This window comes from Pseudactinotalea sp. Z1739 (genome assembly GCF_049725055.1).
Taxonomy (GTDB): Bacteria; Actinomycetota; Actinomycetes; order Actinomycetales; family Beutenbergiaceae; genus CALKWS01.
Map to the genome: position 1 here is coordinate 259,774 of NZ_JBMPQA010000004.1, position 26,047 is coordinate 285,820.

At 69.7% G+C, this 26,047-nt stretch carries 23 protein-coding genes and 1 tRNA gene; 14 read left to right on the plus strand and 10 right to left on the minus strand.

All coding sequences use genetic code 11. The annotated features are described in order from the left end of the window. Nucleotides 1-110 precede the first annotated feature (110 nt). From ACO0LV_RS07325 to ACO0LV_RS07335, 3 genes are all read right to left on the minus strand, one after another. The gene (locus tag ACO0LV_RS07325) at nt 111-1,496 is read right to left on the minus strand and encodes an MFS transporter (RefSeq protein ID WP_424787224.1); all 1,386 of its coding nucleotides are present in this window, start codon (nt 1,494-1,496) and stop codon (nt 111-113) included. An 18-nt stretch (nt 1,497-1,514) separates the two neighbouring features. Continuing rightward, nucleotides 1,515-1,991 (minus strand): nucleoside deaminase, encoded by a 477-nt coding sequence (locus ACO0LV_RS07330; protein ID WP_424787225.1) that lies wholly within the window; start codon nt 1,989-1,991, stop codon nt 1,515-1,517. Nucleotides 1,992-2,088: 97 nt separating this feature from the next. Further along, nucleotides 2,089-3,342 (minus strand): trans-sulfuration enzyme family protein, encoded by a 1,254-nt coding sequence (locus ACO0LV_RS07335; protein WP_424787226.1) that lies wholly within the window; start codon nt 3,340-3,342, stop codon nt 2,089-2,091. A 122-nt stretch (nt 3,343-3,464) separates the two neighbouring features. Here ACO0LV_RS07335 and ACO0LV_RS07340 point away from each other — a divergent pair, with 122 nt between their 5' ends. From ACO0LV_RS07340 to ACO0LV_RS07350, 3 genes are read left to right on the plus strand one after another with little or no spacing between them, the layout of a single operon-like run. Next, nucleotides 3,465-4,169, plus strand: coding sequence for an MSMEG_4193 family putative phosphomutase (locus tag ACO0LV_RS07340; RefSeq protein ID WP_424787227.1), 705 nt, complete (start codon nt 3,465-3,467; stop codon nt 4,167-4,169). Between the two features lie 9 nt (nt 4,170-4,178). Next, the gene (locus ACO0LV_RS07345; protein ID WP_424787228.1) at nt 4,179-4,730 is read left to right on the plus strand and encodes a DUF3090 domain-containing protein; all 552 of its coding nucleotides are present in this window, start codon (nt 4,179-4,181) and stop codon (nt 4,728-4,730) included. Beyond that, nucleotides 4,727-5,494, plus strand: a complete 768-nt coding sequence (locus ACO0LV_RS07350; RefSeq protein WP_424787229.1) for an SCO1664 family protein — start codon at nt 4,727-4,729, stop codon at nt 5,492-5,494. The genes ACO0LV_RS07345 and ACO0LV_RS07350 overlap by 4 nt, the downstream gene beginning before the upstream one ends. Nucleotides 5,495-5,616: 122 nt before the next feature. On the opposite strand, the gene ACO0LV_RS07355 is transcribed toward ACO0LV_RS07350, so the two are convergent. Beyond that, a complete protein-coding gene (locus ACO0LV_RS07355) occupies nt 5,617-6,138 on the minus strand; it encodes a CarD family transcriptional regulator (RefSeq protein ID WP_424787230.1) in 522 nt (173 codons plus the stop codon). A 483-nt stretch (nt 6,139-6,621) separates the two neighbouring features. Beyond that, nucleotides 6,622-7,410, minus strand: a complete 789-nt coding sequence (locus ACO0LV_RS07360) for an LLM class flavin-dependent oxidoreductase (protein WP_424787231.1) — start codon at nt 7,408-7,410, stop codon at nt 6,622-6,624. A 229-nt stretch (nt 7,411-7,639) separates the two neighbouring features. On the opposite strand from ACO0LV_RS07360, the gene ACO0LV_RS07365 reads away from it, so the two are divergent. Then, nucleotides 7,640-8,533, plus strand: a complete 894-nt coding sequence (locus ACO0LV_RS07365; protein ID WP_424787232.1) for an ATP-binding protein — start codon at nt 7,640-7,642, stop codon at nt 8,531-8,533. A 54-nt stretch (nt 8,534-8,587) separates the two neighbouring features. Here the strand turns inward: ACO0LV_RS07365 and ACO0LV_RS07370 are convergent, their stop codons facing one another. After that, nucleotides 8,588-9,172: a hypothetical protein gene (locus ACO0LV_RS07370; RefSeq protein WP_424787233.1), complete on the minus strand. Its 585-nt coding sequence runs from the start codon at nt 9,170-9,172 to the stop codon at nt 8,588-8,590. A gap of 35 nt (nt 9,173-9,207) precedes the next feature. Continuing rightward, nucleotides 9,208-9,813, minus strand: a complete 606-nt coding sequence (locus ACO0LV_RS07375) for a hypothetical protein (protein WP_424787234.1) — start codon at nt 9,811-9,813, stop codon at nt 9,208-9,210. Between the two features lie 509 nt (nt 9,814-10,322). Between ACO0LV_RS07375 and ACO0LV_RS07380 the strand changes: the two genes are divergently transcribed. Then, nucleotides 10,323-12,839: a response regulator transcription factor gene (locus ACO0LV_RS07380; protein ID WP_424787235.1), complete on the plus strand. Its 2,517-nt coding sequence runs from the start codon at nt 10,323-10,325 to the stop codon at nt 12,837-12,839. 86 nt (nt 12,840-12,925) lie between these two features. Here the strand turns inward: ACO0LV_RS07380 and ACO0LV_RS07385 are convergent, their stop codons facing one another. Beyond that, a complete protein-coding gene (locus ACO0LV_RS07385) occupies nt 12,926-13,558 on the minus strand; it encodes a TetR/AcrR family transcriptional regulator (RefSeq protein WP_424787236.1) in 633 nt (210 codons plus the stop codon). Nucleotides 13,559-13,639: 81 nt separating this feature from the next. Here ACO0LV_RS07385 and wrbA point away from each other — a divergent pair, with 81 nt between their 5' ends. Next, the gene (wrbA, locus tag ACO0LV_RS07390; protein WP_424787237.1) at nt 13,640-14,254 is read left to right on the plus strand and encodes an NAD(P)H:quinone oxidoreductase; all 615 of its coding nucleotides are present in this window, start codon (nt 13,640-13,642) and stop codon (nt 14,252-14,254) included. Continuing rightward, nucleotides 14,251-15,726, plus strand: coding sequence for an MFS transporter (locus ACO0LV_RS07395; protein WP_424787238.1), 1,476 nt, complete (start codon nt 14,251-14,253; stop codon nt 15,724-15,726). The genes wrbA and ACO0LV_RS07395 overlap by 4 nt, the downstream gene beginning before the upstream one ends. Nucleotides 15,727-15,941: 215 nt before the next feature. On the opposite strand, the gene ACO0LV_RS07400 is transcribed toward ACO0LV_RS07395, so the two are convergent. Continuing rightward, a tRNA-Leu gene (locus ACO0LV_RS07400) sits at nt 15,942-16,025 on the minus strand. Between the two features lie 279 nt (nt 16,026-16,304). On the opposite strand from ACO0LV_RS07400, the gene ACO0LV_RS07405 reads away from it, so the two are divergent. From ACO0LV_RS07405 to pknB, 7 genes are read left to right on the plus strand one after another with little or no spacing between them, the layout of a single operon-like run. Beyond that, nucleotides 16,305-17,006 (plus strand): FhaA domain-containing protein, encoded by a 702-nt coding sequence (locus ACO0LV_RS07405; protein ID WP_424787239.1) that lies wholly within the window; start codon nt 16,305-16,307, stop codon nt 17,004-17,006. Between the two features lie 10 nt (nt 17,007-17,016). Further along, a complete protein-coding gene (locus ACO0LV_RS07410; protein ID WP_424787240.1) occupies nt 17,017-17,496 on the plus strand; it encodes an FHA domain-containing protein FhaB/FipA in 480 nt (159 codons plus the stop codon). 7 nt (nt 17,497-17,503) lie between these two features. Beyond that, complete coding sequence (locus ACO0LV_RS07415) at nt 17,504-18,859, plus strand: PP2C family protein-serine/threonine phosphatase (protein ID WP_424787241.1); 1,356 nt, start codon at nt 17,504-17,506, stop codon at nt 18,857-18,859. Next, on the plus strand, nt 18,859-20,355 hold the full coding sequence (locus ACO0LV_RS07420; RefSeq protein WP_424787242.1) for an FtsW/RodA/SpoVE family cell cycle protein: 1,497 nt from the start codon (nt 18,859-18,861) through the stop codon (nt 20,353-20,355). The genes ACO0LV_RS07415 and ACO0LV_RS07420 overlap by 1 nt, the downstream gene beginning before the upstream one ends. After that, nucleotides 20,352-21,803: a peptidoglycan D,D-transpeptidase FtsI family protein gene (locus tag ACO0LV_RS07425; protein WP_424787243.1), complete on the plus strand. Its 1,452-nt coding sequence runs from the start codon at nt 20,352-20,354 to the stop codon at nt 21,801-21,803. Before ACO0LV_RS07420 ends, ACO0LV_RS07425 begins: the two co-directional genes overlap by 4 nt. Next, nucleotides 21,800-23,269: a serine/threonine-protein kinase gene (locus ACO0LV_RS07430; protein WP_424787244.1), complete on the plus strand. Its 1,470-nt coding sequence runs from the start codon at nt 21,800-21,802 to the stop codon at nt 23,267-23,269. Before ACO0LV_RS07425 ends, ACO0LV_RS07430 begins: the two co-directional genes overlap by 4 nt. Nucleotides 23,270-23,272: 3 nt before the next feature. After that, a complete protein-coding gene (gene pknB / locus ACO0LV_RS07435; protein ID WP_424787245.1) occupies nt 23,273-25,297 on the plus strand; it encodes a Stk1 family PASTA domain-containing Ser/Thr kinase in 2,025 nt (674 codons plus the stop codon). Between the two features lie 76 nt (nt 25,298-25,373). Here the strand turns inward: pknB and ACO0LV_RS07440 are convergent, their stop codons facing one another. Then, nucleotides 25,374-26,027, minus strand: coding sequence for a glutamine amidotransferase-related protein (locus ACO0LV_RS07440; protein ID WP_424787246.1), 654 nt, complete (start codon nt 26,025-26,027; stop codon nt 25,374-25,376). Between the last annotated feature and the right edge of the window lie 20 nt (nt 26,028-26,047).

Below are 26,047 nucleotides of genomic sequence, written 5' to 3' on the forward strand. Positions count from 1 at the left end.
GGAGAACCGGGGGGCGTGGCCCCGGGCACCGATCCGGTGTCCGGGGCCACGGGCCGTGCGGCCCGGGTTCGATGACAACGGTCCACGGGATCTGTCCGGAGGTCGTCGTCTCACGCGTCAGGGGTGCGGCGGCCGCGCCGCCGGGCCCACACCAGCACCGGAATCAACATCAGGGATAACACCCCGCCGGCCAGGGACAGCGTGGCGAAGTCTGTCGCCGCGACCACCACACCGGACATGGCACCACCACCGGCGCCGGCCAGAGCGATCAGGACGTCGATAGTGCCCTGGGTACGCGGGCGGTTCTGTGGAACGGTGGCATCGACCACCAGAGCCGTTCCGGCGATCACCCCGAAGTTCCAGCCCAGGCCGAGCAGAGCGAGAGCCAGGATGAGCCAGAACAGGGAGTCCGCGGGCGCCAGCGCGGCGGTGAGCCCGGCCAGCAGCAGCGTGATTCCCGAAGCGATCGCCATCGGGGTGCGACCGACCTTGTCCACCAGCACCCCGGTGATCAGGGACGGCAGATACATGGCACCGACATGGATGCCGATCACCAGCCCCACCGCAGCCAGGTCGTGGTGGTGGGCCCGCATGTGCACCGGCGTCATCGTCATGATCGCCACCATCGCGATCTGGCTGAGCACCATCACGGTGGCACCCACGTACGCCCCCACACCCGCCCTGGGCGCCGGTTCGGCCGTGTCCGGACCCGTAGGACCGGGCGCTCGTCCGGGTGCTTCCGTCGTCAGGGGGCCTTCCGCCGTCCCGGCACCCTCCGCCGCCCGGGGGGGTTCCGCCGTCCCGGCACCCTCCGCCGCCCGAGCGTCGCGGCGACGCGCCAGCAGGTACGGGTCCGGCCGCAGGAACACCATCAAGGTTGCCCCGGCCGCCAGGTAGGCCACGCCGGCGAGCAGGAACGGACCGGCCAGCGGCGGAATCCCCAGGGTCGTGGCCAGGACACCCAACGGTTCCACCAGGTTCGGCCCGGCCACCGCACCCAGGGTGGTGGCCACCATCGCGATACTGATCGCCGCGCCCCGCCGCGCCGGGAGGGCCAGGTCCGTCCCGGCGTACCGGGCCTGCAGGTTGGTCGCGGTGCCGGCGCCGTAGACGAACAAGGACACGAACAGCAAGGGCACGTTGCCGGTGACCGCCGCCAGGACCACACCGAGCGAACCGATGCCCCCGGCGCCGAACCCGATCCCGAGACCCACCCGCCTTCCCCACCGGTGGGTGAACCGCCCCACCAGGTAGGCCGCGAGCGCCGACCCGAGGGTGAACAGACCCACGGGGAGCCCTTCCAGCCCGTCGCGGCTGAGCATCTCCTGGGCCAGCAGCGCGCCCACGGTGATACCGGCGGCCAGACCCGCCCCGCCCAGGACCTGGCTGACCACCACCACGGTCAGGGTGCGCTTCTGGACCCGGACCCGGGTCGACTCGTCAAGGTCCGCAGCCGGGGCCGGGCCCCCCGGCCGCTCGCCACGGTTCGTGGTCACGCCGCGCCGCCTGCTCGCTCAGTCCTGGTGGTAACGGCGCTGCAGATCACGAACCTCCTCGGCGAACTCCTCGACCGGGCCCTCCGCACGTATTCCGGGGGCCACCTGAGCGATAGGCAACGGTGCCACCGGCGCGGGTGCCGCCCCGAGTTCACCCCACCAGCCCCGCAACTGATCGGAGGAGGTGGCGTAGACGATCCGGCCCAGACCTGCCCAGGCGTGCGCGGCCGCACACATCGGGCAGTGCTCGCCGGAGGTGTACACGGTCGCCGCCGATCGCTGCTTGGGTCCCAGATGCGCCACGGCCCACCGGGCGATCGAGAACTCCGGGTGCCGGGTGCGATCACCCTCGGCGTCCCGGTTGTGGTCCTCGAACAACACGGTGCCCTGCGATCCCACCAGCAGCGAGCCGAAGGGCGAGTTCCCGCCGTCCAAGGCCGCGCGTGCCAGTTCCACGCATCGGCGCAGGTGCGCGCGATCCACGTCAGTGACCATGGCGCCATCCTGACCGATGCCGCCCCGATTACGGCGGAAGCCACGTCGAGCCGCCGGATGCGAGCCACGTCTCAGGCACCACACCGCCTCGACGCACTCACGTCGAGGCGTGGTGCGTCGAGGGTGTGGTCCGCACCGGGGCCGACGGCGATGCCTGGGCGCAGGGGCGGTGCCTCGGCGCCGGGTCGCCCAGGGCCTGCTGCAGGTCCGCGATGAGATCGACCGGGTCCTCCAACCCGACGGAGATCCGCAGCACGTCCGGATGGGGACGCGCCTCCGGTGCCACCGGGCGGTGGGTCAGAGCGGCCGGGTGCTGGATGAGGGAGTCCACGCCACCAAGGGAGACCGCGTGCCCGATCAGCCGGCACCGCCCGGCCACCCGCACCGCTGCCTCGAAGCCGCCGTGCACCTGCACCGCCAACATCGCCCCGGGCCCCGACATCTGCGTGCCGACCAGTCCCTTCGGATCCTGACCGGGCAGCCCGGGGTAATACACCCGGGCGACGGCGGGATGCTCAGCCACGACTCTGGCCACCTGGCGGGCACCCTCCTGCTGGGCCCGGACCCGCACCGGAAGCGTCTGCAGACCGCGGTGCAGCTGATACCCGGCCAGCGGGTGCAACAGGCCACCGGTCAGGGCCCGCACCGCCCGGAGCCGGCGGGCCCAGTGGGCATCGGTGGCGATCACACCGCCCACGATGTCGCCGTGGCCACCGAGGTATTTGGTGGCCGAGTGCAGCACCAGTCGCGCCCCCTGCGCGACCGGAGTCTGCAAGACCGGGCTGGCGAACGTGTTGTCGACCAGTACCGGCACCTCCCCGGCCTGGGCAACCACGGCGGCGATGTCCAGCAGTTCCAGGGTGGGGTTGGCCGGAGTCTCGATGATCACCAGGCCGGTGTCGGGCCGCAGCGCAGCCGCAATGCCGTCCCCCCGCGCCCAGGTCACCTCCGTACCCAACAGTCCGGTGGCCAGCACGTGGTCACTTCCCCCGTAGAGCGGACGTACCCCGACCACGTGCGGGGTGCCGGCCTGCACGGCGGCCAACAGGGCTGCGGACAAAGCCGCCATGCCGGAGGCGTAGGCGACGGACTCCTCGGCACGTTCCATCGTGGCCAGGGCGTCCTCGAACCGGCCCACGGTGGGATTCCAGAGCCGGGAGTAGACCATCGAGCCGCCCGGCTGTGGACGCCCGCCACCGGCGAGCACCTCATAGGACTCCCCACCCGATTCCACATCGGTGATCTGGTAGGTGCTGGACAGGTCGATCGGCGGAACGTGCGCCTGGCCGAGGTTCTCCCGGCCGGCGTGCACAGCGTTGGTGTCGGGTCCAAGGGTGTTCGGGCGCGACATGGTTTCCTCCTTGCAGACGGCGTCGTCCGTCAGGTCCGTAGGGTGAACGGGTCCTCCCAGCGTGTCACACGGGGGTCGGGAACAACCCTCTTCGGAGAGCCGGGCCCTTAGGATCGGGACACATGTCCACGGTGATCCTGGTCCGGCACGGTCGTAGCACCGCGAACGCCGACGGTGTGTTGGCCGGCCGCACGCCCGGTATCGAACTCGATGAGACCGGGCGGGAACAGGCCGAGCGCACCGGACGGCGCCTCGGCGCCGTGCCCTTGGTGGGCGTCGTCTCAAGCCCGCTGGAGCGCTGCCGACAGACCGCGAACGCGATCCTGGCGCACCAAACCGGCTCCCCGACGGCACCGACCGAGACCGCTCTGACCGAGTGTGACTACGGCGATTGGCAGGGCCGCAAGATCGCCGACCTGGCAAAGGAGGACCTGTGGACGGTGGTCCAACGACACCCTGCGGCCGCGGTGTTCCCCGGCGGTGAGTCCCTGGCCGCGATGCAGGCACGGGCGGTTGCGGCGGTGCGACGTCATCACGCAGCGTTCCAGGCCACGCACGGATCCGCGGCGGTATGGGCGGTGGTCAGTCATGGCGACCTCATCAAGTCGATCCTGGCCGACGCCCTCGGTCTGCACCTCGACCTGTTCCAACGCATCCACGTCCATCCGGCATCGGTGTCGATCGTGCGGTACACGACCACAAGCCCCGAGGTGCTCGCCATGAACACCGACGCGGGAGACCTATCGTGGCTGCGCGAGCAGGCAAGCGAAGCCCGGGTCGGTGGCGGAGCGGGGCCCGGGCACGCACATGCCTCCGGCGACTCCTAACATGGAGAGGTGTCCCGCATCGTCCATAGCTTCGACTGGCCCGATCGGTTCGTCGTCGGCACGCTCGGTCAGCCCGGCTCACGTACCTTCTACCTGCAGGCCCGCACCAAGGCCGAGATCGTCAGCGTCGCCTTGGAGAAGGAGCAGTCGGCCGCGCTCGCCGAGCAGATCGACAAGCTCCTCGATCAACTGATGTCCCACCCGGACAACCCCTTCAGCGTTCCGGAGTCACCACCGGAACGACTTCTCGACGACGACCCGCTGGATCAGCCCGTGGAGGAGCAGTTCCGGGTGGGTGCGCTGACGCTGGGCTGGGACGCCTCGACCTCCCAGATCGTCATCGAGGCCCTCGCGGCCCCCGAGGTCGATCCTGAGACGCTCGAGCCGCTCGCCCCGGAACCGGAGGAGTCCCTTGTGGTCCGGATCCCGGTCGGCGCCGCGCGGGCATTCGCCGAACGCACCCGGGCCGTGGTGGGCGCAGGCCGGCCACTGTGTCCGCTCTGCCGCGAGCCGGTGGATCCGCACGGCCATGTCTGCGATCTGACCGACGGTTTCCCGTGATTCCCGCCGACCTTCGAGACGGCGAACTCGTCCTGGAGGGTCGGATCATCCAGGCTTCCAACGCCACCTTCCTCGGCCGGATCGGCACGGTGAAGGTTGTCTACAAGCCGGTGGCCGGCGAACGTCCCCTCTGGGACTTCCCCGGCTCCACCCTGGCCCGCCGGGAGGTAGCGGCCTATCTCGTCTCGGAGTCCTTCGGCTGGGACCTGGTTCCACGGACCTGGCTGCGCGATGGCCCCTTCGGCCCGGGGATGGTTCAGGTGTGGCAACAGCCCGATCCGGCCCAGCAGGCTGTCGACCTGGTCCCCACCGACGACGTTCCCGCCGAAGGCTGGTGTCACGTCTTCGACGGCCTGGACGCACAGGACCGTCCGGTCTCACTGATCCACGAGGACTCGCCGGTGCTGCGGCGGATGGCCGTGTTCGACGTCGTGGTGAACAACGCCGACCGCAAGGGCGGGCACGTGCTGGAGATGACCGATGGGCACCGCTATGGCGTGGACCACGGGCTCACCTTCCACAGTGACAACAAGTTGCGCACGGTCCTGTGGGGGTGGCTGGGCCATGATCTGCACGCCGAGGAGCTGGCGGGCCTGGAGCGCCTCCAGGGCGCTCTGGACACCGACTTGGGCGACCCCCTCGGCGAACTGATCTCCGGTTCCGAGATCGCGGCACTGGTCGGGCGGTGCGACCACCTGCTGCGCCACGCGCGGTTCCCCGCTCCCGCGGGTGAGATGCCCACAATCCCCTGGCCCCCGTTCTGAAGACCACCGACGGCCGCAGGCGGAGCGATCTCAGCCATGGTCCTGCCGCCCTGCCATCCGGGCAGCCGAACACGGGCGGCCACGAAAGATGGTCTCGCGGCCGGCCCGTGAGGTGCCCCCGCTCAGCTGGCGGCGGCCAGCGCGGGCATCGGCGGGATCGTGCCCTGCAGGATGGCCGCATCGATCGTGGCCTCGGTCTCGGCCTCGTCCATCGACAGCACGATGGAGATCTCCGCCACCAGCGGGATCAGGGCGTCGCGCAGGAGGTTCTTCTCACCGAACGACAGACCCTTGCCGTCGAGGCGACGACTGAGGTCGCGGACCAGTCCGGCGATCGTGCGGATGTCGCCGCTACGGAACCGGTCGGTGTTGGCCTTGATGCGCCGGGACCAGTTTGAGGGCTCTTCCTCGCTCGGAGCCGCCAGCACGTCGAAGATCTCCCGCAGATCCTCGATGCCGAGCACCGGACGAAGGCCGGTCTCCTCAGCCCGCTCCTCGGGAACCTCGACGACGAGGTCAGTTCCGGACACCTGCAACTTCAGGTAGCGGATGCGCGTGCCCCGTAGGGTGCGCGTGGTGGTCTTCGTGATGGTCGCCGGTCCGTGGTGGGGGTGGACGATGACCTGACCCTTGGTGAAATTCAATGCGTGACCCTTCGACGAACGAGCGCCACACTCGACCGCTTGGGTCGGCTCTTGAGGCCCACCGGCGGTCGTCTCGAGACCCACCATCGGTGGGTGATGACACAGCGGAACTTACACCCCTATGGAGGAACGTACGCGACCGCTGCGAGCCAGCCTTTCTATTCTCTCATGAAATGTATCGATTTTCCTGACGACTTGATCACTATTTGGCGGCGCGGACCGGATTAGTTCCCGATCGCGGGGTGCCAGATGGTAATGCCGGTGGGTGAGAGGCGGTTCATCCGGAAGTACCGGACGCCGCGGGAGCAAGTGCCGAACCTGCACGTCACCGCCGTGGCGGCGGCGACGTCGACGCCGCGAATTCGCGTCGGGAGGATCGTCGTGGCCGATTCCACCGGGCCTAGGAAGAATCCGGGCCCGAACGGTCCGGAAATGCCGCCATGATTCATGGCCGGCCATTTCGGCCGCCAGGCAACTGCGTTCCTATCGGGGCAGCGCCGTATTGATCGTTCGGCGCATCTCGTCCACCCAGCCCACCTCGGTGGGCCAGGCCGATACCACCAGCCAGGTCACGCCGGCATCGGCGTACTCCTGTGCCGGCACGCCTTCGGCCCAGGGGGCGACCACGTCCCACTCGCCGTCCTGCTCCGCCGCATGTGGCACCTGGTCGAGGTAGGCGACCAGTTCCCGGGGTGTGGGCAACGACTCGGCCATCGGCGCGATGCCGTCCCAGCGGCGCGCGCGGCGCAGGGGCCGAACATTCGGCAGCCCACCTGCAACCCAGATCGGCGGGCGCTGCTGGATGGGCCTGGGCAGGAAGTTCGCCCTGACCCGGTAATGCTCTCCGTCGAAGTCGGTCGGGCCCCGCCACAACTGGTCGATGAGGTCCAGCCCCTCGTCGAGCATCGCAGCCCGCACCTTGCCGTCGGCCTCATCACCCAGATCGGCGAAGTCCAGGTCCGGCGGCTCCCCCAGTCCGACGCCCAGCACCGCACGACCGTTGCTGAGGTGGTCCAGGGTGGTGATCTGCTTGGCCACCACCCACGGGCGCCGCCTCGACAATGGGGTGACCAACGGTCCGAGCACCACCCGCTCGGTGGCCTGGGCCAGAGCGCCGAGCAGCACCCACGGGTCGTGCACCTCCATGCCCTGGGTCCACTGCACGTGGTCCCACAGGAACACCCCGTCCCATCCGGCGTCCTCGGCCTCCCGGCCCAGGGCCATCACAGTGGCCACGTCGGTGAACGGGGGGATGCTCAACGCGTACTTCATACTCCCCCAACCTACGCGAGGCCTCACGGTAAGTTCTGGCTCTGGAGCCCGACCTCATCGCCGCACTGCGCCGCGCGGTCGCGGCAGCGCCGCAGGACGTGACACTACGGGTGCACCTGGCCGAACAGTTGCTACAGACCGGCGACGGCGCCGGTGCGGTAGCCGAGGCCGCCGCGGCCCTGGGGGTCGATCCCTCCAATGAAGAGGCTCGGGCCATCATGGCCCGGCGTTGCAGCCCGGCCCGCCGGGTTCCGGGGCGGGCACGGAAGCGCCGGAACCCGGCGCGGCACCGGCAGGCGGGGAACCGGATGAATTCGACTGGGTCGCGGCCCAGTCCCAGTTCGACCACGCCCCCGACGATCCCCTCTTCCCAGACTCCGAGGGCCCGCACACCAGCAGTGCCGAAGGGCCGCACGTCGGGAACGACCGGTACTCGATCGACACACCGGCCATCACGCTGGCCGATGTCGGGGGGATGAAGACGGTCAAAGACCGACTCAACGCGGCATTCTTCGCGCCGCTGCGCAATCCCGAGTTGCGCCAACGCTTCGCCAAGACCCTGCGTGGCGGGCTATTGCTCTACGGTCCTCCGGGATGCGGAAAGACCTTCATCGCCCGGGCGTTGGCGGGTGAATTGGGGGCGAAGTTCCTCTCCAACGGCATCACCGACGTCCTCGACCCGCACTTCGGCCAATCCGAACGCAATCTGCACGACGCGTTCGAACTCGCCCGCCGGGAGGCACCGTGCGTGCTGTTCTTCGACGAGGTGGACGCACTCGGTGGCCGCCGCAGCCACACCTCCACCTCCATGATGCGCACCGCGGTGAACCAGTTGCTGAGCGAGTTGGACGGGGTCGGCACCGACAATGACGGCGTGTTCGTCCTGGCTGCCACGAACCAACCCTGGGAGGTTGATCCGGCGTTACGCCGTCCGGGCAGGTTCGACCGCACCGTGCTCGTGCTCCCTCCCGATCGCGAGGCACGAGCGGCCATCTTCGCCTTCCACCTGCGCACGCGTCCGACCGGGACCATCGATATCAACGCCCTCGCCCGCGCCTCCCCGGTGAACCTGGCTAAGCGGGGTAGGCCGGTGCGAGCGCCGATCCACCCGAGCATTCTTTGAGACGTCCACGGAGTTTCCCCCTGACCAGGCTCGTCGCCGGCGTCCTCCCTTTCGCTAGTCGCAGGTCACCTGGAGTTCCGCGTTGCCGACGGCGGCATAGGAGCCGTCGTCGGTGCGGACCATCTCGGGACTGGCGGTGATGCGTGACCCCTCGACGTGGAGTCCGGCCAGGTCCCCCAGGACGTCAGCGTGCTCATACTCTCGCTCGGCCTCGCCAAAGGGGTCGTCCGTCCCGATGTACACGTTCAACTGGTTGTTGTCGCCGGAGTCCACGAAGGCCGGTGCCCCGGTGTCGTCAGTGCCCGGCCCGCTGACGATGATGTGATCCCCGGTCAGGCAGGTCTCCGGTGTGAAGGTGACCTCGTAGCCGTCGACAGACACCACACCTTCGGCAGCTGTCGTCGAACTCGCACCATTCCCCTCCTCGGTGCCGTCGGCGTCATCCTCTGCGGTGGCGACGGTGTCACCGCCCCCCTCCCCGGTGCCGTCGGCATCGGCCTCCTCGGCGGAGACGTGCACGGAGTCGCCGGCCCCGCTCTGTGTGTCGTCACTCGCTGCGCCGTGGTCGTCGCCCGAGCCGCATCCCGCGAGCAGCAGCGCGCTGGTGAGCGCGAACGCGGCGGCAGTACTCTTCTTCATGTCTCTCCTGGTCGGTGAAGTGGTGTGAGGAACTGTCAGGGGCAGGTCGCGGCGGCGACGAAGTCGCCTTCCAGTGGTTCTTCGGCGAACATGACCCCGGCCAGCGTGCCGATCGCCGTTGCTTCATCGCCGACAGCACGCACCAGTGGGGACTCGCCGGCGCCCTCCAGCCAGTCAGGTTCTTCACCTTCGTCACGCCCGTGCTGCGCCATCGAGTTGCTGTACTGCGCCATGGCCTCGTCGTCACCGGAGTCGATCAGGTGCGCGAACTGAACGTGCTCGTTCTCGAAGTTGAAGCCGAGATCGGCGCCGATCTCACGACTGAGGTAGAGACGGTGGCCGCTGCCGGTGCTCTCCTCACTCGCACTGACGATGAACTGGCCGCGACCTGGCTCGTCGTTGACGGTACAAGAGAGAGTCGTGAACTCGAAGCGCTCCCCTCCGATCTCGATGTAGGCGGTGCCCGGGGCTGCCGGAGCGACGCCTTCGTGCAGCCCATCGGCATAGAGCTCGTCCAGATAGTCGGTGGACGGCGCCGGTGCGGCGGCGTCCTCATCCTGTTCCTCTGCCTCCTCCGTGGACGACGCGGGAGCGGCGTCCTGCGGTTCTCCGGCCGCCTCCGTCTCCACCGGATCCAGCACCTCACCGTCATCCCGTGCAGTGCTCGAGGCGCATCCGGCGAGCAGTCCGAAGGCCGCTAGCACGGCGGCCGCCCTGGTCATGGTGGTTCCCAGCCTCACAGCGCGACTCCCTCTCGGTTACCCAGACGACGCCCGATCGCGAGCAAGCACGCGCCGAGGCCAAGAGCGAGAATGCTCACGGCTCCAGTCCACGCACTGACCATCGCGACCGCCTTGTCGGCAGCGTGCGCGGGGACCATCCCGACGGTAAGGAGCACCAGCAGCGTACTGCCCGCGACAAGTGCGGGCAGCGGGAACTGAGCAGAGCGACGTCTCGACATATTCAACTTTCCTGAACGGCATTGGCGTAGCGGGGGGCAACGCTAGGCTCGACGTCGCACCAAAGCGATAGTGAAAAGTTGACTATGCCGAGGGTCCGCGGTTTCCGCGCCCTCTCGAAGCCCGGAGAGGACACGACGCGCGTGACCGGAGCGCCACATCAAGACGGCGTACGTCGCCTCCTGGAAGCTGTGGCCGCCGGTCGGGCCTTGATCCTCACCGGACCCGGTGGTGGCGGCAAGTCGTACACGCTGCAGTTGACGCAGGACGCACTGTTGGCTGCCAGCAAGAGTGCGCCCCTCATCGCCGGCCACGTCTCGGGCTCGTCGGTGCCACTGGGCGTCTTCGCGGGCGTCAAAAACCTCTCCGCGACGGTGCTGGAGTCCCCGGCGGCTGTTGTCGATGTCTTTGCGCGCCGCCGCTCGGAGACCGTCTTGTTGGTCGACGATGTGGACCACCTCGACGATGCGTCTCTCTACGTCGTGACTCAACTGATCTCCACGACACGGCTGCCGGCGGTCCTCATCACCCGTGACCTGAACACCGCACCGCAGTGCATCCAGGACCTCTATGACGGCGGGCACCTCATCGAGACGGTGCGCTCCCCGTTGGCCGAGGCCGAGGCCCGGGCTCTCGTCTCCGACCTCGTCGGCGGCGAGCTCACACCCCGCGCCCTGTCGGAGATCCTCGCGGCGGGCGACGGGAACCCGCTACACCTGCGGGAGATCGTCCGCGGATCGCTGGCCGATGGTCGTCTCACCCAGACCCCCCATGGCTGGGAGCTCATCGGGGCGCCTGCGCTCACGTCGCGGCTGACCAGCCTCACCGCCGAGCGTTTCGAACGACTGTCCGCGACCAATGTGGAGGCCGCGACCTTCATCGCCATGGCCGGGGAGTGCCCGTACGACGCGATCAGTGACGACGACCGCAGTGCGTTGGCTCGTGCGGACGTCATCGAACTCACCGACTGCGGTTGGTTGAGACTGTCGCACCCGCTCGATGCGCAGCATCTCCTGTCGACCTGCCCGTCTGCGCTGCGGCACGAGATCACGCACCGTGCAATAGACGTGCTGCGGGGCCCCTCCGCGGCATCACGCCCGCACGCGAAGCGCCAGGCAGACGTTCTGTCCCTCGAGCACGGTTGCGACTTCGAGATCTCATCCATGATCGCGCTGGGTGAGTACGCGCTCGGATCCCTCGATGCGCAACTCGCACTGCGTGCTGCCACCGCTGTTCTCGAGCGCGATCCGGACGCACTGCACGCCCGACGTACCGCTGGTCTTGCCGCCTCACTGCTCGGCCACACCGAGACCGCCGATGTGCACTTCAGGATGGCGACGTCGCTCGCTCGAACAGATGACGAACGGACGTCGGTGGCGCTCGCCCGCGCACAACACCTCGGCGTGCGTCAGTACGATGCGACGGCAGCACGAGAGGTCGTCCGAGAGGCCCTGGAGGTTGTCACCGACCCGACGAGCAGCGCCCATCTGCAGGCCGCGATCCAGCGCTGGGCAGCCGTCGCCGGGCAGTCACACGAGGCGATCGCGGCGCCAGAGGAAGCCGGCAGTCTCGAGGGGGTGGTCAGCCTGATCACCGCCGGGGTCGCCGGTGTGATCACCGGACCCTTGCACCACACCACCGCATTGCTGCCCAGAATGCGGGAGGTCCCCGCCGAACTCCTGGCCCTGGTTCCCGGTGGCGGTTCCCTCGTCGAACTCACCGAAAGCATGATGTTGTCCTACAGCGGCGACGTTCTTGCCACCAGGCGCCGGTTGAGCCAGGCGATCACTGCGGCCGGAGTGGAGGAGCCAGAGTCCGTAGGCGTCTGGGAGTACGCGCTGGGGTTCCTGGAGTTCCTCTCCGCAGATGCCGAGCAGGCCTACCTCCTTGGTCGTGCCGCCGTCGCTCACCTCTCGTGGCGCGACAGCACCGGCCTCATGCCTGCCGCACAGGCCCTCACTGCCGCAGCCGCGATCGCGGCCGGGCGGGACATCGAGGCACGCATGGCACTCGACGCGGTCCCTGAGGCTGCCGCACAGGACCCCAAGGTCGTCATGCTGCGAACCTGGGCCGACGCCTGGCAGGCGAGCGCTGAGCGCCGCGCCGACCAGGGCGCTGACATGCTGCTCGAGACGGCTCGATGGCTCATGACGGTCCAGCACACGTACTTCGCCGGCATGATCGCCCACTGCGTCGCGAGGATGGGCCGGCGAACTGCCGAGACCGCTGCTCTGCTCCGGTCCGCGTCCGAACTCGCAGGTGGTGGCCTCCTGAGGCTGTTCGCGAGCCACGCTCACGCCGTCGCCAACCATGATGTCCCCGCGCTTGAGGACGTCGCCTCAGACGCAACCGAGTTGGGTCTCCGCACGACCGCCGCTGATACGCGGCTCTGGTTGTCACACATCACCGATCGTCGGATCATCTCCGAAGCGGGGGCGCGCCGGCACCTTCTCGCCGCAGACGAGATGCGTGTGCGAATGCCGACCATGGCGTTGTGGAACGCGGCTCCGGTTCGCTCCACACTGCTGACCGAGAGGGAGCACGACGTCGTACGACTCGCCGCCGACCGGTACACCACGAAGGAGATCGCGGAGATCAACAACGTCTCGGTCAACACCGTGACGAACCAGCTGGCGTCCGCGTTCCGCAAGTTGGCGGTGGGCAGTCGAGCCGAGTTGCGCGACCTCCTGCACGCCGGGCGGCGATGAACCCAGGCCCACCGACGACAAACGGCGGAACCCGGGGACTCCGCCGTTCCGTTCTGTGCGCGAGGGGGAACTGAACCGTGAGACCATCACGCCGGCTTCTGTCCGCCCTGCCCCTCGAGTTCGCGCGCCACTGAGGAGAAGACCCAGTGGCGCCACTCGGTCAGCGTCCAGCCGGACTCGAGCACGAAGAGCAGGTAGCACTCCACCGACTCGGTCGCATAGATCACTGTTGCGAGTCGGCCGCGGTCGACGAGCGCGCCGCCCGGTCGGCCACAGATCTGGTCGGCCAGCAGCCGGCTGAACTCGGCTCGCTGTCGCCGCATCGTCCGCATCAACTCCATGACCTCGGGGTCGGCCTCCGCCGCGAGCATGGCCCGGTAGATGGGGGCCACCCGGGCCGTGCGGACGTGCATCTCGTCCAACGCCGCGCGCCAGGCCTCGGTCGCCGACTCGCACCGGGACAGTGCACGGAACCAGGCACGGTCGACTAGCGGCACCGGTTCGCCGTCGCCCGCGAGCGCGACATCATGTGCGGCCGCGATGAGGCCGACCTTCGAGCCGTGGGCGGAGTAGATGGTCTGCACCGCCACGCCAGCCTCCTGGGCGATCTCACCGAGTGTCGTCGCCACGTAGCCCTGGCGGATGAACAGCTCCGTTGCAATACGCACCACCTGCGCCCGCGCCTCATCGTTGCGCGGCCTGCCTCGTCGATGCGTCACACCACACCTCCCTCGTTGTCCCGATCGGGTCCCAGTGTATATTCTGGAATTACATTCCACTATTTCGTTGGAGAAACTACTATGACTCGCATCACGATCGCCTACTACTCCTCGACCGGATCGGTTCACGCCCTGGCGGACGCCATGGCCGAAGGCGCCCGGCAGGCCGGCGGAGACGTACGCCTGCGTCGCGTGGCCGAACTCGTTCCGCAGGACGTCATCGATCGCCACCCGGAATGGCGCGACCACCTCGACGCAACCGCCCACATCCCTACCGCCACCGTCGCGGACCTGGCGTGGGCCGATGGCTTCGCGCTCGGCACACCCGCGCGGTTCGGCCAGCCGGCCGCGCAGGTCAAGCAGTTCCTCGACTCGACCAGCGCGGCCTGGCAGCAAGGTGCCCTCGCCGACAAGCCGGCGACCGGGTTCACGAGTGCCTACGAGCGACACGGCGGGCAGGAATCGACCCTCCTGGCGCTGTACCACACGTACTGTCACTGGGGCTCGATCGTCGTCCCGACGGCGTACATCGACGCGGACCTGGCCCACCGGGCCGGGGGCAACCCTTACGGCGTCAGCAACATCGCGGCCGACGGGCCGCCCGATCCGGACGTGCTCGAACTGGCCCGCTTCCAGGGCCGACGCCTCACGGCCATTGCCGGCCTGATCGCCGCTCGACAGGCAGCCGCAGCATGAGCATCACCGACGGCCGCCCCGGGAAGGAGCGACGGCTGGCTGGCCGCCGGAGGGTGGCACTGGCGACCCTGACCGGCGCGAACCTCCTGGTCTTCGCGTCCGTGACCATCATGAACGTGGCCCTGCCCGACGTGCGTGCCGACCTGGGGCTGTCGGCGAGCGCCACCCAGGGAATCGTCACGCTCTACTCACTCACCTTTGGGACGCTGATCCTCCTGGCCGGTCGCCTTGCCGACGTCGTGGGGCTGCGACGGTGCCTCACTGCGGGCCTCACCGGCTTTGCCGCTGCATCTCTGGCGGGAGGACTCGCCGACGACGCCGCCGTCCTGCTCACCATGCGTGCACTCCAGGGCGCGGCCGGCGCCTTCGTCGCTGCCACCGCCGTGTCCCTGATGTCGGTCACGTTCCCCCGAGGCCGCAGCCGCCAGATCGCGTTCGGGACCCTCGGGGTCGTCATGGGGATCGGGACGGCTGGATCGTTCCTGCTGGGCGGTGCGCTGGTCGACCTGCTCTCATGGCGCTGGTGCCTCCTCGTCAACGTCCCGCTGGCCCTCGTCCTCGCCGCCGGGGTCACGTCCACGGCTCCACCCGGCCCCCGTCCGGAGCGCGCCCGCAGGGTGGACGTCGTCGGCGCGGCGCTCATCACCGCGTCCCTCGGCGCCCTCGTCCTGGGGCTGGACCGAACGGCGGCGTGGGCCTGGACGTACCCCGGCACGGTGGGTCTCCTCGTCGCCGGCGCCCTGGGTGTCGCGACCTTCGCCGCCACCCTCAGGAGCAAACAGCATCCGCTGGTGCCGCTGTGGCTGCTGCGAGACCGGAGCCGGGCCATCGCCTACGCCTCAGCCGCCGTCGGGGGGTTGGGCATGTTTGCTGGCATGTTCATCCTCACCGCATTCCTCCAGGAGGCCAAGGAGCTCTCGCCCGTCTGGATCGGGCTCGCCTTCGTCCCGTTCGGGATCGGAGCGGTGACCGCGACCTCGACACTCCCGGCACTGCGGTCACGCGTCTCCCCCGCCAGGGTCCTCGCTCTGGGACTCACGCTCACCGCGGTTGCGATCGTCACGTTCGTCGCCCTCCGACCCGAGTCCGGCTACCTCACCGGCGTCGTGCCGGCGATGTTGCTGCTCGGCTCGGGCGGCACCGTCGTCATGATCACGGCCGGGGACGTAGCCACAGCAGGGGCAGGCGGGGACAGCGGTGTCGCTGGAGCCATGGTCAACTCGGCGCAACAGGTCGGCGCAGCCCTCGGCACCGCCCTGCTCACCGCAGTGATGACCGCGGCCACGCGCGAGCAGCTCACCTCAGGCTCACAGCCACTGGATGCCGTAGTAGCAGGCTACGCACGCGCCGGCCTCGTCGGAACGGCCATCCTCGCCGCGGCAATGGTGGGCGTAGTTCTGCTAGGGAGGACTGCCGATGAGGCCTGGCGGGTTGATCCCACGCAGCAGGCCACGAGACGCCCCGTCGACTGACGCCAGGGTGCGTCGACGGCGCCGGTCACCATCGACGAATTGGCGGCGCGTGCCGGGGCGGCGACCGCGTCGGCGGCGCGCCCTACGAGCACCGGGACCTGATCTCGCCCGAGATGGCAACCAGCGCAGCGACAGCACCCCACGTGCACCCTTGGTCGTCCAGGCCAACTCCGGAAACGCGAGCCCCGGATCGACGACCCGGGGCCTGCCACCTGTGCGCGAGGGGGGAGTTGAACCCCCACGTCCTCTCGGACACACGGACCTGAACCGTGCGCGTCTGCCTATTCCGCCACTCGCGCTTGAGTGCTGAACATCCCCACCGTGGTGGGCGATGTTCAGCCCGGTTAGGTTAGCACGCAGGCCCGGTTCGAACCGCATCCCAGGCGCCCGCGTGATACACGCCACTGCCGCCCCGGGCAGCGGGATCACCCTGCCCGCGGGCCGTTTCGGGCGCGGCATCGCCCCACCGGGGGCCCGAGACGTTTACGATCAGACAGACTAGGTGTATCCGATGACGTCGCGCGCCCCCGTCCGTGAGGGGCACCCGCCGCGTCCGAGCGCAGGGAGGAGGTGCCGCTATGGGTGTTCTGGACCGTTTCGAGAAGGGCGTGGAACGCGCTGTGAACAGCGTCTTCTCCAAGGCCTTCCGATCCGACCTCAAGCCGGTGGAGATCGCCAGCGCCATCCGACGGGACATGGACGACCGCACCGCCGCCCTCTCCCGGGGCCGCACCGTGGTGCCCAACACCTTCACCGTCGAACTGTCCGAGAAGGACTTCGGGCAGGTCCAGGACTGGGGCGAGGAGGCGATGGCCCAGGAGATGGTCGAGTCCGCAACCGAGCACGCCCGGAGCCAGAACTACGTGTTCGTGGGCCCGGTGGATGTCACCTTCGCCCCGGCCGCGGACCTCGAAGCCGGCCGGTTCCGGGTGCATTCCTCCTCCCGCCGCGGCGCCGTCGCCCCGGCCACCACCCCGAACGCCGCCAGCCGCCACCCGATCCTGGACCTCGACGGCCAGCGCTACCTGCTCACCGGACCGGTCACCGTGATCGGGCGGGGCAGCGAGGCCGACATCATCGTCGACGACGCCGGCGTCTCGCGCCGCCACCTGGAGATCCGGATCACCTCCGACGGCGTGATCGCGAGCGACCTGGGTTCGACCAACGGTAGTTACGTCGAGGGGCACCGGGTGGATGCGGCCACCCTGGTGGACGGCAACACCCTGACGATCGGCCGCACCCGGATCCTGTTCTGGTCCGGCACCGACTCCGACCAGTGAGCCCGGCTGGATGAGCGAACTCGTCGTCACGGTGCTGCGCCTGGGCTTCCTCGTGCTGCTCTGGTTGCTGGTGCTCTCCGCTATCGGAGTGCTGCGTCGCGACATCTTCGGCACGCGCGTGTTGGCCCGGGACTCGGTGCACCCCCGGGGTGGCCCGAGTCCGGCTCGGCCGGCGGCACCGGGGCGGCGCGGGCGCGGCACGCCCACGCGGTTGCGGGTCACCGGCGGGCCCCTGAACGGCACCACCCTGACCCTGGGGGAGTCGGCGGTGCTGATCGGACGCTCACCAGGGTGCACCCTGGTGCTCGACGACGACTACTCCTCCAACCGGCACGCCCGGATCTTCCCCTCCGAGGGCCGCTGGTACGTGGAGGACCTGGGGTCGACCAACGGCACCTACCTGGGCGCCCAGCCCATCGCCGAACCGGTACCGGTGGGGATCGGGCAGCCGATCCGGATCGGGCAGACCGTCATCGAGTTGCACCGGTAGGCGCGCAATGACGGTCTCGCTTCGCTACGTGGCCCGCTCGGATGTGGGCCTGGTCCGCGACGTCAATCAGGACTCCGGCTATGCCGGCCCGGACCTGTTGGTCCTCGCCGATGGGATGGGTGGGGCCGCGGGCGGTGACATCGCCTCCTCGGTGGCGGTCGCCCATCTGGCCCCCCTGGACGGGGAGTCCCACCGCAGCGAGGACCTGCTGGACCGGTTGCGCACCGCCCTGGGCAACGCGCACCGGGACCTGGTCGCCTACTCTGCCGAGCAGGCCGACCTACAGGGCCTGGGCACCACGGTGATCGCGTTGCTGCGCTCCGGGACCCGTCTGGGGATGGTGCACATCGGGGACTCACGCGCCTACCTGTTGCGTGATGAGCACCTGACCCAGGTCACCACCGACCACACCTACGTGCAGCACCTGATCGACACCGGCGAGCTGACCGAGGCCGAGGCCGAGGCGCACCCCCAGCGTTCGGCGCTGCTGCGGGTGCTGGGCGATGGTGAGGCCGCGCCGGTGGTGGATGAGTCGATCCGGGAGGCCCGCGCCGGGGACCGTTGGCTGCTGTGCTCCGATGGGCTGTCCGGGATGGTCTCGGCCGAGACCATCGAGCGCGTCCTGATCGAGACCGAGGACCTGGACGGCTGCGCCGACGAACTGGTGGACCTGGCCCTGCGCGCCGGCGGCTCGGACAACATCACCGTCGTGATCGCCGATGTGGTCGACACCGAGGACCTGCCCGACACCTCCCCCCAGGTGGTCGGGGCCGCGGCCACCGACCGGTCCCGGCCCAGCCGGGGCGGTGGTGGTGCTTCCAGCCGCGCCGCCGCGCTGACCCGGCCGGTCAGATCCGCCGACGACGACGCCCCCGCCCGACCCGTACGCCGCCGTCGGCGCGGTCTCACCTGGGCGATCACCGCCGTCGTCGTCCTCGGGCTGCTGGCCGGGCTCGGCACCCTGGGGTACCGCTGGACCCAGACCCAGTACTACGTGGGACCGAACAACCACCACGTGGCCATCTACCAGGGCATTCCCCAGCGCATCGGGCCGCTGCAGTTGTCCTCGGTGCATGAGAACACCGACATCGCCCTGGCCGATCTGCCCGGTTTCGTGCGCAACCGGGTGGAGCGGACCATGGCCACCAACTCACTGCCCGCGGCCGAGGCGATCGTGGCCGACCTGCGTACCCAGGCCAGACCGGCCGATTCCGATGAGGACGACGAGGACGAAGAGGACGGCGCAGATCCCGGCAACGGGGAGATCGGCCCCGGTGACGAGGGCGGTTCCGACGACACCACCGATGACCCCGAGGACGATGAGGACGCCGCTCCCGAGGAACTCGAAGCGAGCGGTCCCTGATGGCTACCGTCACACCCCAGCCGATCAGCACCGGCCGCTGGTCCGAGGCCGGGCTGTTGCTGCTGGCCGTCGCCCTGGGCGTGAGCGGCTACCTGCTGGTCGGTGTGAACATCGAGGGCGCGGTGCCCTCGGAGCTGCTCCCGATGGCGGGCACCCTGGCCGGTATCGCGTTGGTCGCCCACCTGGTGCTGCGCTGGCGGGCCCCCTACGCCGACCCGGTGCTGCTGCCCCTGGCCCTGGGCCTGAACGGGGTGGGCCTGGCGATGATCTACCGGATCGACTACGCCACCGGGGACGCCGCCGGCCCGCGTCAACTCATCTGGACCGCGCTGGGGGCCGCGTTGGCGGTCACCATCGTCATCGCCCTGCGCGACCACCGGCAACTGCGCCGGTTCACCTACACCTCGCTGGTGGTCAGCCTGCTGCTCCTGCTGCTGCCGATGATCCCGGGGCTGGGCCAGGAGATCAACGGGGCCCAGCTGTGGATCCGCATCGCCGGCTTCTCCTTCCAGCCCGCCGAGATCGCCAAGATCACCCTGGCGATCTTCTTCGCCGGCCACCTGGTGGCCCACCGGGACGTACTGACCCTCGCCGGCCCGAAGATCCTGGGCCTGCAACTGCCCCGGGTGGGGGACATGGGACCGATCCTGCTGGCCTGGGTGGCCAGCGTGGCGGTACTGGTGTTCCAGCGGGACCTGGGCACCTCGTTGCTGTTCTTCGGGCTGTTCGTGGCGATGCTGTACGTGGCCACCGACCGGTTCAGCTGGATCGTGATCGGCCTGGGCATGTTCGCGGTCGGGGTTCTCGTGGCGGTCAATACCTTCGGGCACGTGGCGGCCCGGTTCGATGTGTGGCTGAACGCCCTGGACCCGGCGGTGTACAACCGGCATCCGGGTGGCTCGGGGCAGGTGGTGCAGGGCCTGTTCGGGCTCGCCTCGGGCGGGCTGATGGGCACCGGCTGGGGAGAGGGCTATCCGGATCTGGTGCCCTACTCCAACTCCGACTTCATCATCGCCAGCCTCGGTGAGGAGCTGGGCCTGACCGGATTGCTGGCGATCCTGCTGTGCTACCTGGTCCTGGTGCAGCGGGCGTTGCGCACCTCGATCGGGGTGCGCGACGGGTTCGGCAAGCTGCTCGCCTCCGGTCTCGGGTTCGCGATCGCCTTCCAGTGCTTCGTGGTGGTGGGCGGGGTGACCCGGCTGATCCCGCTGACCGGCCTGACCATGCCGTTCCTGGCCGCCGGGGGGTCGGCGATGATCGCCAACTGGATCGTGCTGGGCCTGCTGCTGCGTATCTCCGACGGCGCACGCCGCCCGGCCGCGGTGGACCGTGAGGTCTCCGACGAGACGGTGCTGTCGATGATGCCGGTGGCCGGCACCGGTGCCGGGGACGTCGACAGTTCAGCAGGAGCGCCCCGCGGGGGGCGCGCGCGAGCACCTGGCGACGGGGCCGACGACGGCGATGATCACCCCACCGAGGTGGTGCAGCGACCATGAACACCCCGCTGCGACGCCTCTCGGTGGTGGTCCTGGTGATGTTCCTGGCCCTGATGGGCGGGGCCACCTGGGTGCAGTACGGCCAGGCCGGTGATCTCAACGACGACCCGCGCAACGTGCGCACCGTGTACCGGGACTACGGGCGCGACCGCGGCCCGATCGTGGTGGCCGGCAACGAGGTGGCCCACTCCACCCCGGTGGACACCCCCTTCGGGTTCCAACGCGTCTACTCCGACGGCCCGCTGTACGCCCACGCCACCGGCTACTTCTCGATGTTCCAGATGACCGGGATCGAGCGGGCCTCCTCCTCGGTGCTGTCGGGTACCGACGATTCCCTGCTCTGGTCGCGGATCCGGGCCCTGTTCACCGGCAGCCAGCAGCAGGGCGGCTCGGTCGAACTCACCCTGGATCCGGCCGCGCAGGAGGCCGCGCGCGACGCCCTGGGCGACCAGCGGGGCGCGGTGGTGGCCCTGGACCCGCGCACCGGGGCGATCCTGGCGATGGTCTCCACCCCCAGTTTCGACCCGAACGAGTTGGCCGTGCACTCCTCGACGCAGGTGAACGAGACCTACAACGAACTGGTCGCCGATGAGGCGAACCCGCTGATCAACCGCGCCATCGGCGGTGGCCTGTACGCCCCTGGGTCGGTGTTCAAGTTGATCGACGCCGCGATGCTGCTGGAGTCGGGGGAGTACGAACCGGACAGCCAGGTACCGGCCCCGGCGGAACTGGAGTTGCCGCAGACCTCCCACGTGATCCGCAACCCGGGCGGTGGCCCGTGCACCGCCGAGGACACCGTCACCCTGACCTACGCCCTGCAGCAGAGTTGCAACACCCCGTTCTCGGCGCTGGCGATGGAGTTCGGGGAGGACGCGCTGGCCGAGCAGGCCGAGGCATTCGGGTTCGGCCAGGACCTGGACATCCCCTTGGACGTGACACCCTCACGGTTCCCCAGCGGGATGGACCAGGCCCAGCTCGCGATGAGCGCGATCGGCCAGTTCGACGTGCGGGTCAGTCCCCTGCAGATGGCGATGGTCTCCGCGGCGATCGCGAACGACGGCGTGCTGATGGCCCCGCACCTGATCGGCACCGAACGCGGCCCGAACCTGCAGGTGACCTCCAGGACCGAACCGGAGGAACTCTCCCGGCCCATCTCGGCCTCCACCGCCGCCGACCTACGGCAGATGATGCTCGCCGTCGTCGAGTCCGGCACCGGTACCCCGGCGCAGATCCCGAACGTGGCGGTGGCCGGTAAGACCGGCACCGCCGAGTCCGGCACGGACGCGCCCCAGCACGCCTGGTTCACCGCATTCGCCCCGGCGCAGGATCCGCAGGTGGCGGTGGCCGTGGTGATCGAGCACGGTGGCGCGGACGGTGATGAGGCCTACGGCGGGCGCTCGGCCGGCCCGATCGCCCGCGCCGTGATCCAGGCGGTGGTGGAGCAATGATCCCGGCCAAGGGGCTGCGCCTGGGCGAGCGGTACGACCTGCGCGAGCGGATCGCCATCGGGGGCATGGGGGAGGTGTGGATCGCCTGGGACGACCACCTGCACCGCAACGTGGCGGCGAAGGTCCTGCGCGCCGAGTTCGTCGGGGAGTCCCTGTTCCTGGACCGGTTGCGCGCCGAGGCCCGCAACGCCGCAGGTCTGAGCCACCAGAACATCGCCGCGATGTACGACTACGGCGAGGCCGACGGTTCGGGCTACCTGATCATGGAGTACGTACCCGGTGAGCCGTTGTCGGAGTTGCTGGCCCGGGAGGGCACACTCACCCCGGACCAGGTGCTGCCGATCCTGGCCCAGACCGCCCGGGGTCTGCACGCCGCCCACCGCGCCGGCGTGGTGCACCGTGATATCAAACCGGCTAACCTGCTGCTCACGCCGGACGGTTACGTCAAACTCACCGACTTCGGGATCTCCCTGGGATCCGACCAGGCTCCGATGACCGCCGCCGGGATGGTGATGGGCACCGCGCAGTACCTGCCCCCCGAGCAGGCGATGGGTCGTCCGGCCACCGCTGCCGGGGACATCTACGGCCTCGGTGTGGTCGCCTACGAGGTGCTGGTGGGTAGGCGGCCCTTCACTGGCAAGACCCAGGTGGACATCGCCTTCGCGCACGTGAACAAGCCGGTGCCGGCGATGCCGGAGAACATCGATGCCCGGGTCCGCGCGGTGGTGGAGCAGATGCTGGCCAAGGATCCCGAGCAGCGGCCCCGCAGTGCCGCCTCGCTGGCGCGGTCCCTGGAGGAACTGGCCCGCTTGCTGCACGTGGACGTCGAACCTCCCGATACCCCCTCCCTGGGGGAGGCGATCCGGACCGCCGGCGCGGCCGGAGCCTCCGACACGACGCCCGGGAGGGCCGGAACCGCTGTTCCGTCCGACTCCGCCCCCGCCGCGGCCACGAGGTCACCGGAACGGGTCTCGGCCCGACGGCCCCGGCATCTGGGCAGCCCGGCGCACGCGGAGTTCGGCCCCGAGGACCTGCATCCCGACGGCCCCAGCGAGCAGCACGACCACGGCCCCTCGCCCCGCTGGCTCCCGCTGGATGCCGGCGAGCCAGACGCTGACCCGGTCGCCGCCGCGCCGGCCGGGCCGCCGCCGGCCACCTCCCCGACCCCGAAGGCCGCGCGCGCCCCGCAGCCCCGTTCGGCCCGGCTGGCGAAGACCCGCCGGGCGCTGCGCCGGGCCGCCGAACGCGGTGAGCCCACCACGCCCCCGCGGCGTCGCCGTCCGGGATCGGCTGGTCACGCCCAGCCACTGATGCTGGCGCTGGGCCTGTCGATCGCCACGGTAACCGTCACGGCCCTGGGCCTGCCGCTGGGTAGGCTGGGCGGGTCGAGCGCGGTAGCGGTTGTGGCTGCGCCGCTCGTGAGTGCCCTTGTGATAGCCACCAGAGTCCCCAGAGCGAAGGAATAGTCAGTGGTAGACGACGTACCGCGCGTGCTCGCCGGCCGCTATGAGGTGGGTGAGCTCATCGGGCGTGGCGGCATGGCCGAGGTGCATATCGGGCGTGACAACCGCCTCGGGCGCACTGTGGCGGTCAAGATCCTGCGTGCGGACCTGGCCCGCGACCCCTCCTTCCAGGCCCGGTTCCGCCGCGAGGCACAGTCCGCGGCGTCGCTGAACCACCCGGCGATCGTGTCGGTGTACGACACCGGCGAGCAAGCCGTGCGCAGCGGCGACGACGCCGAGGTGCAGGTGCCGTTCATCGTGATGGAGTACGTCGAGGGTCACACCGTGCGGGACCTGCTGCGGGACGGCTCGGCGTTGCCGATCGAGGAGGCGATCGAGATCACCATGGGGGTACTGACCGCCCTGGAGTACTCCCACCACGCCTCCATCGTGCACCGGGACATCAAGCCGGCGAACGTGATGCTCACCCCAACCGGGGCGGTGAAGGTGATGGACTTCGGGATCGCCCGCGCGATGGCCGATTCCTCCTCGAGCATGACCCAGACCCAGGCGGTGATCGGTACCGCCCAGTACCTCTCCCCCGAACAGGCCCGTGGCGAGGTGGTCGATACCCGCTCGGACCTGTACTCCACCGGGTGCCTGTTGTACGAACTGCTCACCGGCAAACCACCGTTCGAGGGCGACTCGGCGGTCGCGGTGGCCTACCAGCACGTCAGCGAAGCCCCCCAGCCACCCTCGGTCGTGGCCCCGGACGTACCGGAGGCACTGGACCGGATCGTGATCAAGGCCCTGGCCAAGGATCGGGATACCCGCTACTCCACCGCCGCGGAGTTCCGGTCCGACCTGGAGGCCGCCGCCCGCGACGAGGCGGTCACCGCCCCGGCGATCGGGGCGATGGCTGCCCCGGCCGCAGTGCCGACCCAGGTGCTCACCGGCCCAGGTGCCGCGGGAGCCGGCGCCGTCCAGGAGGAAGCAGGTCCCCTGGACCAGATGGATGGTGCCGAGGAGGACGAACCCCGCTCCAACAAGGCGCTGGTCTGGATCCTGGTGATCGTGGCACTCCTGGCCGCTGCCGGGATCGGGTACCTGATCTGGGATCGGGCCAACCAGGAGGAACCAGCGCCACCGGCCGCCGTCGTCCCGGACCTGGAAGGGATGGATGAGCAGGAGGTGCGGGCCGCGCTGGCCGAGGTCGAGCCGCCACTGCAGCCGAACTTCGAGTACGAGTCCCACGATGAGATCCCCGAAGGGATCACGATCTCCTGGAGCCCCGACACCGGCGAGGAGATGCCCGAGGGCGAGACGGTCGTCGAGGTGCTGATGTCCTCCGGCCCGGACAGCGGGGAGATCCCGGACGTCTCCGGGCTGACCCAGTCCAGGGCCCGCGACATGTTGGAGGGGGAAGGTTTCGAGAACATCCGCACCGAGACCCGCAACGAACCGCGGGTGGCCGAGGACATCGCGATCGGGACCGACCCGCCCTCCGGGGACACCGTGGGCCTCGACACCGAGATCACCCTGATCCTGGGTACCGGCAACGTGGACCTGGAGGACATGACCGGCGAGTCCATCGAGGCATTCCGGGAACACATCGAGGAACTGAACCTCAGTTACCGGGAGCACGAGCAGGAGGACGACGGCCCGCCCGGGATCATCCTCAGCCAGGACCGCTCGGGCACCGTCCCGCAGAACACCACCGTGGTGGTCTACGTCTCGGTGGAGGCGCCACCGGACCCGACCGTGGCGGTCCCGGATCTGGACGGGATGACCGAGGAGGAGGCGGAGGAGGCGCTCGACGAGGCCGGCTTGGAAGCGGAGTTCGAAAGCCAACCGCACGACGACATCCCCGAGGGGAGCGTCATCTCCTGGGATCCGGACACCGGAACCCAGATCGGGCGTGGTGAGACGGTGGTCGTGCAGATCTCCTCCGGACCGGAGGACGGCAACGGCAACGACGGCAACGGCAACGAGGGCAACGGCAACGAGGGCAACGGCGAGGGCGGCGGCGAGGGCAACGGCGAGGGCGGCTGACTCGGACCCTCAACCGAGCAGATGAACGACCCGGCCGGTCCGTACCCCGCTGGCCGCGGACTCCCGAGCAGCCGGGCTAGGCCGTCGCCGGCTCCGGCGCATCCAGGACCAGCGGTGCCAGGCCATGACTACGCCCCACCGCGCCCTCGTCGCCGGTGATCGCGAGCCAGTTCGCCAGCAACCGGTGCCCGCCCTCGGTCAGAACCGACTCGGGGTGGAACTGCACCCCGTGCAGCGGCAGCTCCCGGTGCGCCAGGCCCATGATGATGCCGTTCTCGGTGGTGGCGGTGACCGTCAGCTCCTCCGGGACCGTGCCGGTGAGCACGGCCAGGGAGTGGTAGCGGGTGGCGGTGAAGGGGCTGGCCAGGCCGGCGTACACGTCGGTGCCTGCGTGCACCACCGAGGAGGTCTTGCCGTGCATCAGTTCCGGAGAGTGGGCCACCGTTCCGCCATAGAGCTCGGCCAGTGCCTGGTGGCCCAGGCACACCCCGAGCATCGGCACACCGGCCTGGGCACACGCCTCGATCACCGCCAGCGAGGCACCCGCACCGGCCGGGGCACCGGGGCCCGGAGAGACCAGCACGCCGTCGTAGCCGCGCACCGTGCGTGGATCAGTGAACTCGGGAACGTCGTTGCGCAACACGGTGGTCTGCGCACCGAGTTCCTGCATGTACCCCACGATCGTGTAGACGAAGGAGTCATAGTTGTCTACCACCAGGATCCGGCTCATCCGAGATCTCCCACAGTTTG

What these genes read in the sequence shown, in the direction of transcription:
- ACO0LV_RS07360 (WP_424787231.1), bottom strand. Translation starts at nt 7,410, where the DNA reads ATGAAGTACGCGTTGAGCATCCCCCCGTTCACCGACGTGGCCACTGTG.
- ACO0LV_RS07415 (WP_424787241.1), top strand. Translation starts at nt 17,504, where the DNA reads ATGACGGTCTCGCTTCGCTACGTGGCCCGCTCGGATGTGGGCCTGGTC.
- wrbA (WP_424787237.1), top strand. Translation starts at nt 13,640, where the DNA reads ATGACTCGCATCACGATCGCCTACTACTCCTCGACCGGATCGGTTCAC.
- ACO0LV_RS07425 (WP_424787243.1), top strand. Translation starts at nt 20,352, where the DNA reads ATGAACACCCCGCTGCGACGCCTCTCGGTGGTGGTCCTGGTGATGTTC.
- ACO0LV_RS07405 (WP_424787239.1), top strand. Translation starts at nt 16,305, where the DNA reads ATGGGTGTTCTGGACCGTTTCGAGAAGGGCGTGGAACGCGCTGTGAAC.
- ACO0LV_RS07340 (WP_424787227.1), top strand. Translation starts at nt 3,465, where the DNA reads ATGTCCACGGTGATCCTGGTCCGGCACGGTCGTAGCACCGCGAACGCC.
- ACO0LV_RS07440 (WP_424787246.1), bottom strand. Translation starts at nt 26,027, where the DNA reads ATGAGCCGGATCCTGGTGGTAGACAACTATGACTCCTTCGTCTACACG.
- ACO0LV_RS07335 (WP_424787226.1), bottom strand. Translation starts at nt 3,342, where the DNA reads ATGTCGCGCCCGAACACCCTTGGACCCGACACCAACGCTGTGCACGCC.
- ACO0LV_RS07420 (WP_424787242.1), top strand. Translation starts at nt 18,859, where the DNA reads ATGGCTACCGTCACACCCCAGCCGATCAGCACCGGCCGCTGGTCCGAG.
- ACO0LV_RS07430 (WP_424787244.1), top strand. Translation starts at nt 21,800, where the DNA reads ATGATCCCGGCCAAGGGGCTGCGCCTGGGCGAGCGGTACGACCTGCGC.
- ACO0LV_RS07395 (WP_424787238.1), top strand. Translation starts at nt 14,251, where the DNA reads ATGAGCATCACCGACGGCCGCCCCGGGAAGGAGCGACGGCTGGCTGGC.
- ACO0LV_RS07330 (WP_424787225.1), bottom strand. Translation starts at nt 1,991, where the DNA reads ATGGTCACTGACGTGGATCGCGCGCACCTGCGCCGATGCGTGGAACTG.
- ACO0LV_RS07370 (WP_424787233.1), bottom strand. Translation starts at nt 9,172, where the DNA reads ATGAAGAAGAGTACTGCCGCCGCGTTCGCGCTCACCAGCGCGCTGCTG.
- ACO0LV_RS07410 (WP_424787240.1), top strand. Translation starts at nt 17,017, where the DNA reads ATGAGCGAACTCGTCGTCACGGTGCTGCGCCTGGGCTTCCTCGTGCTG.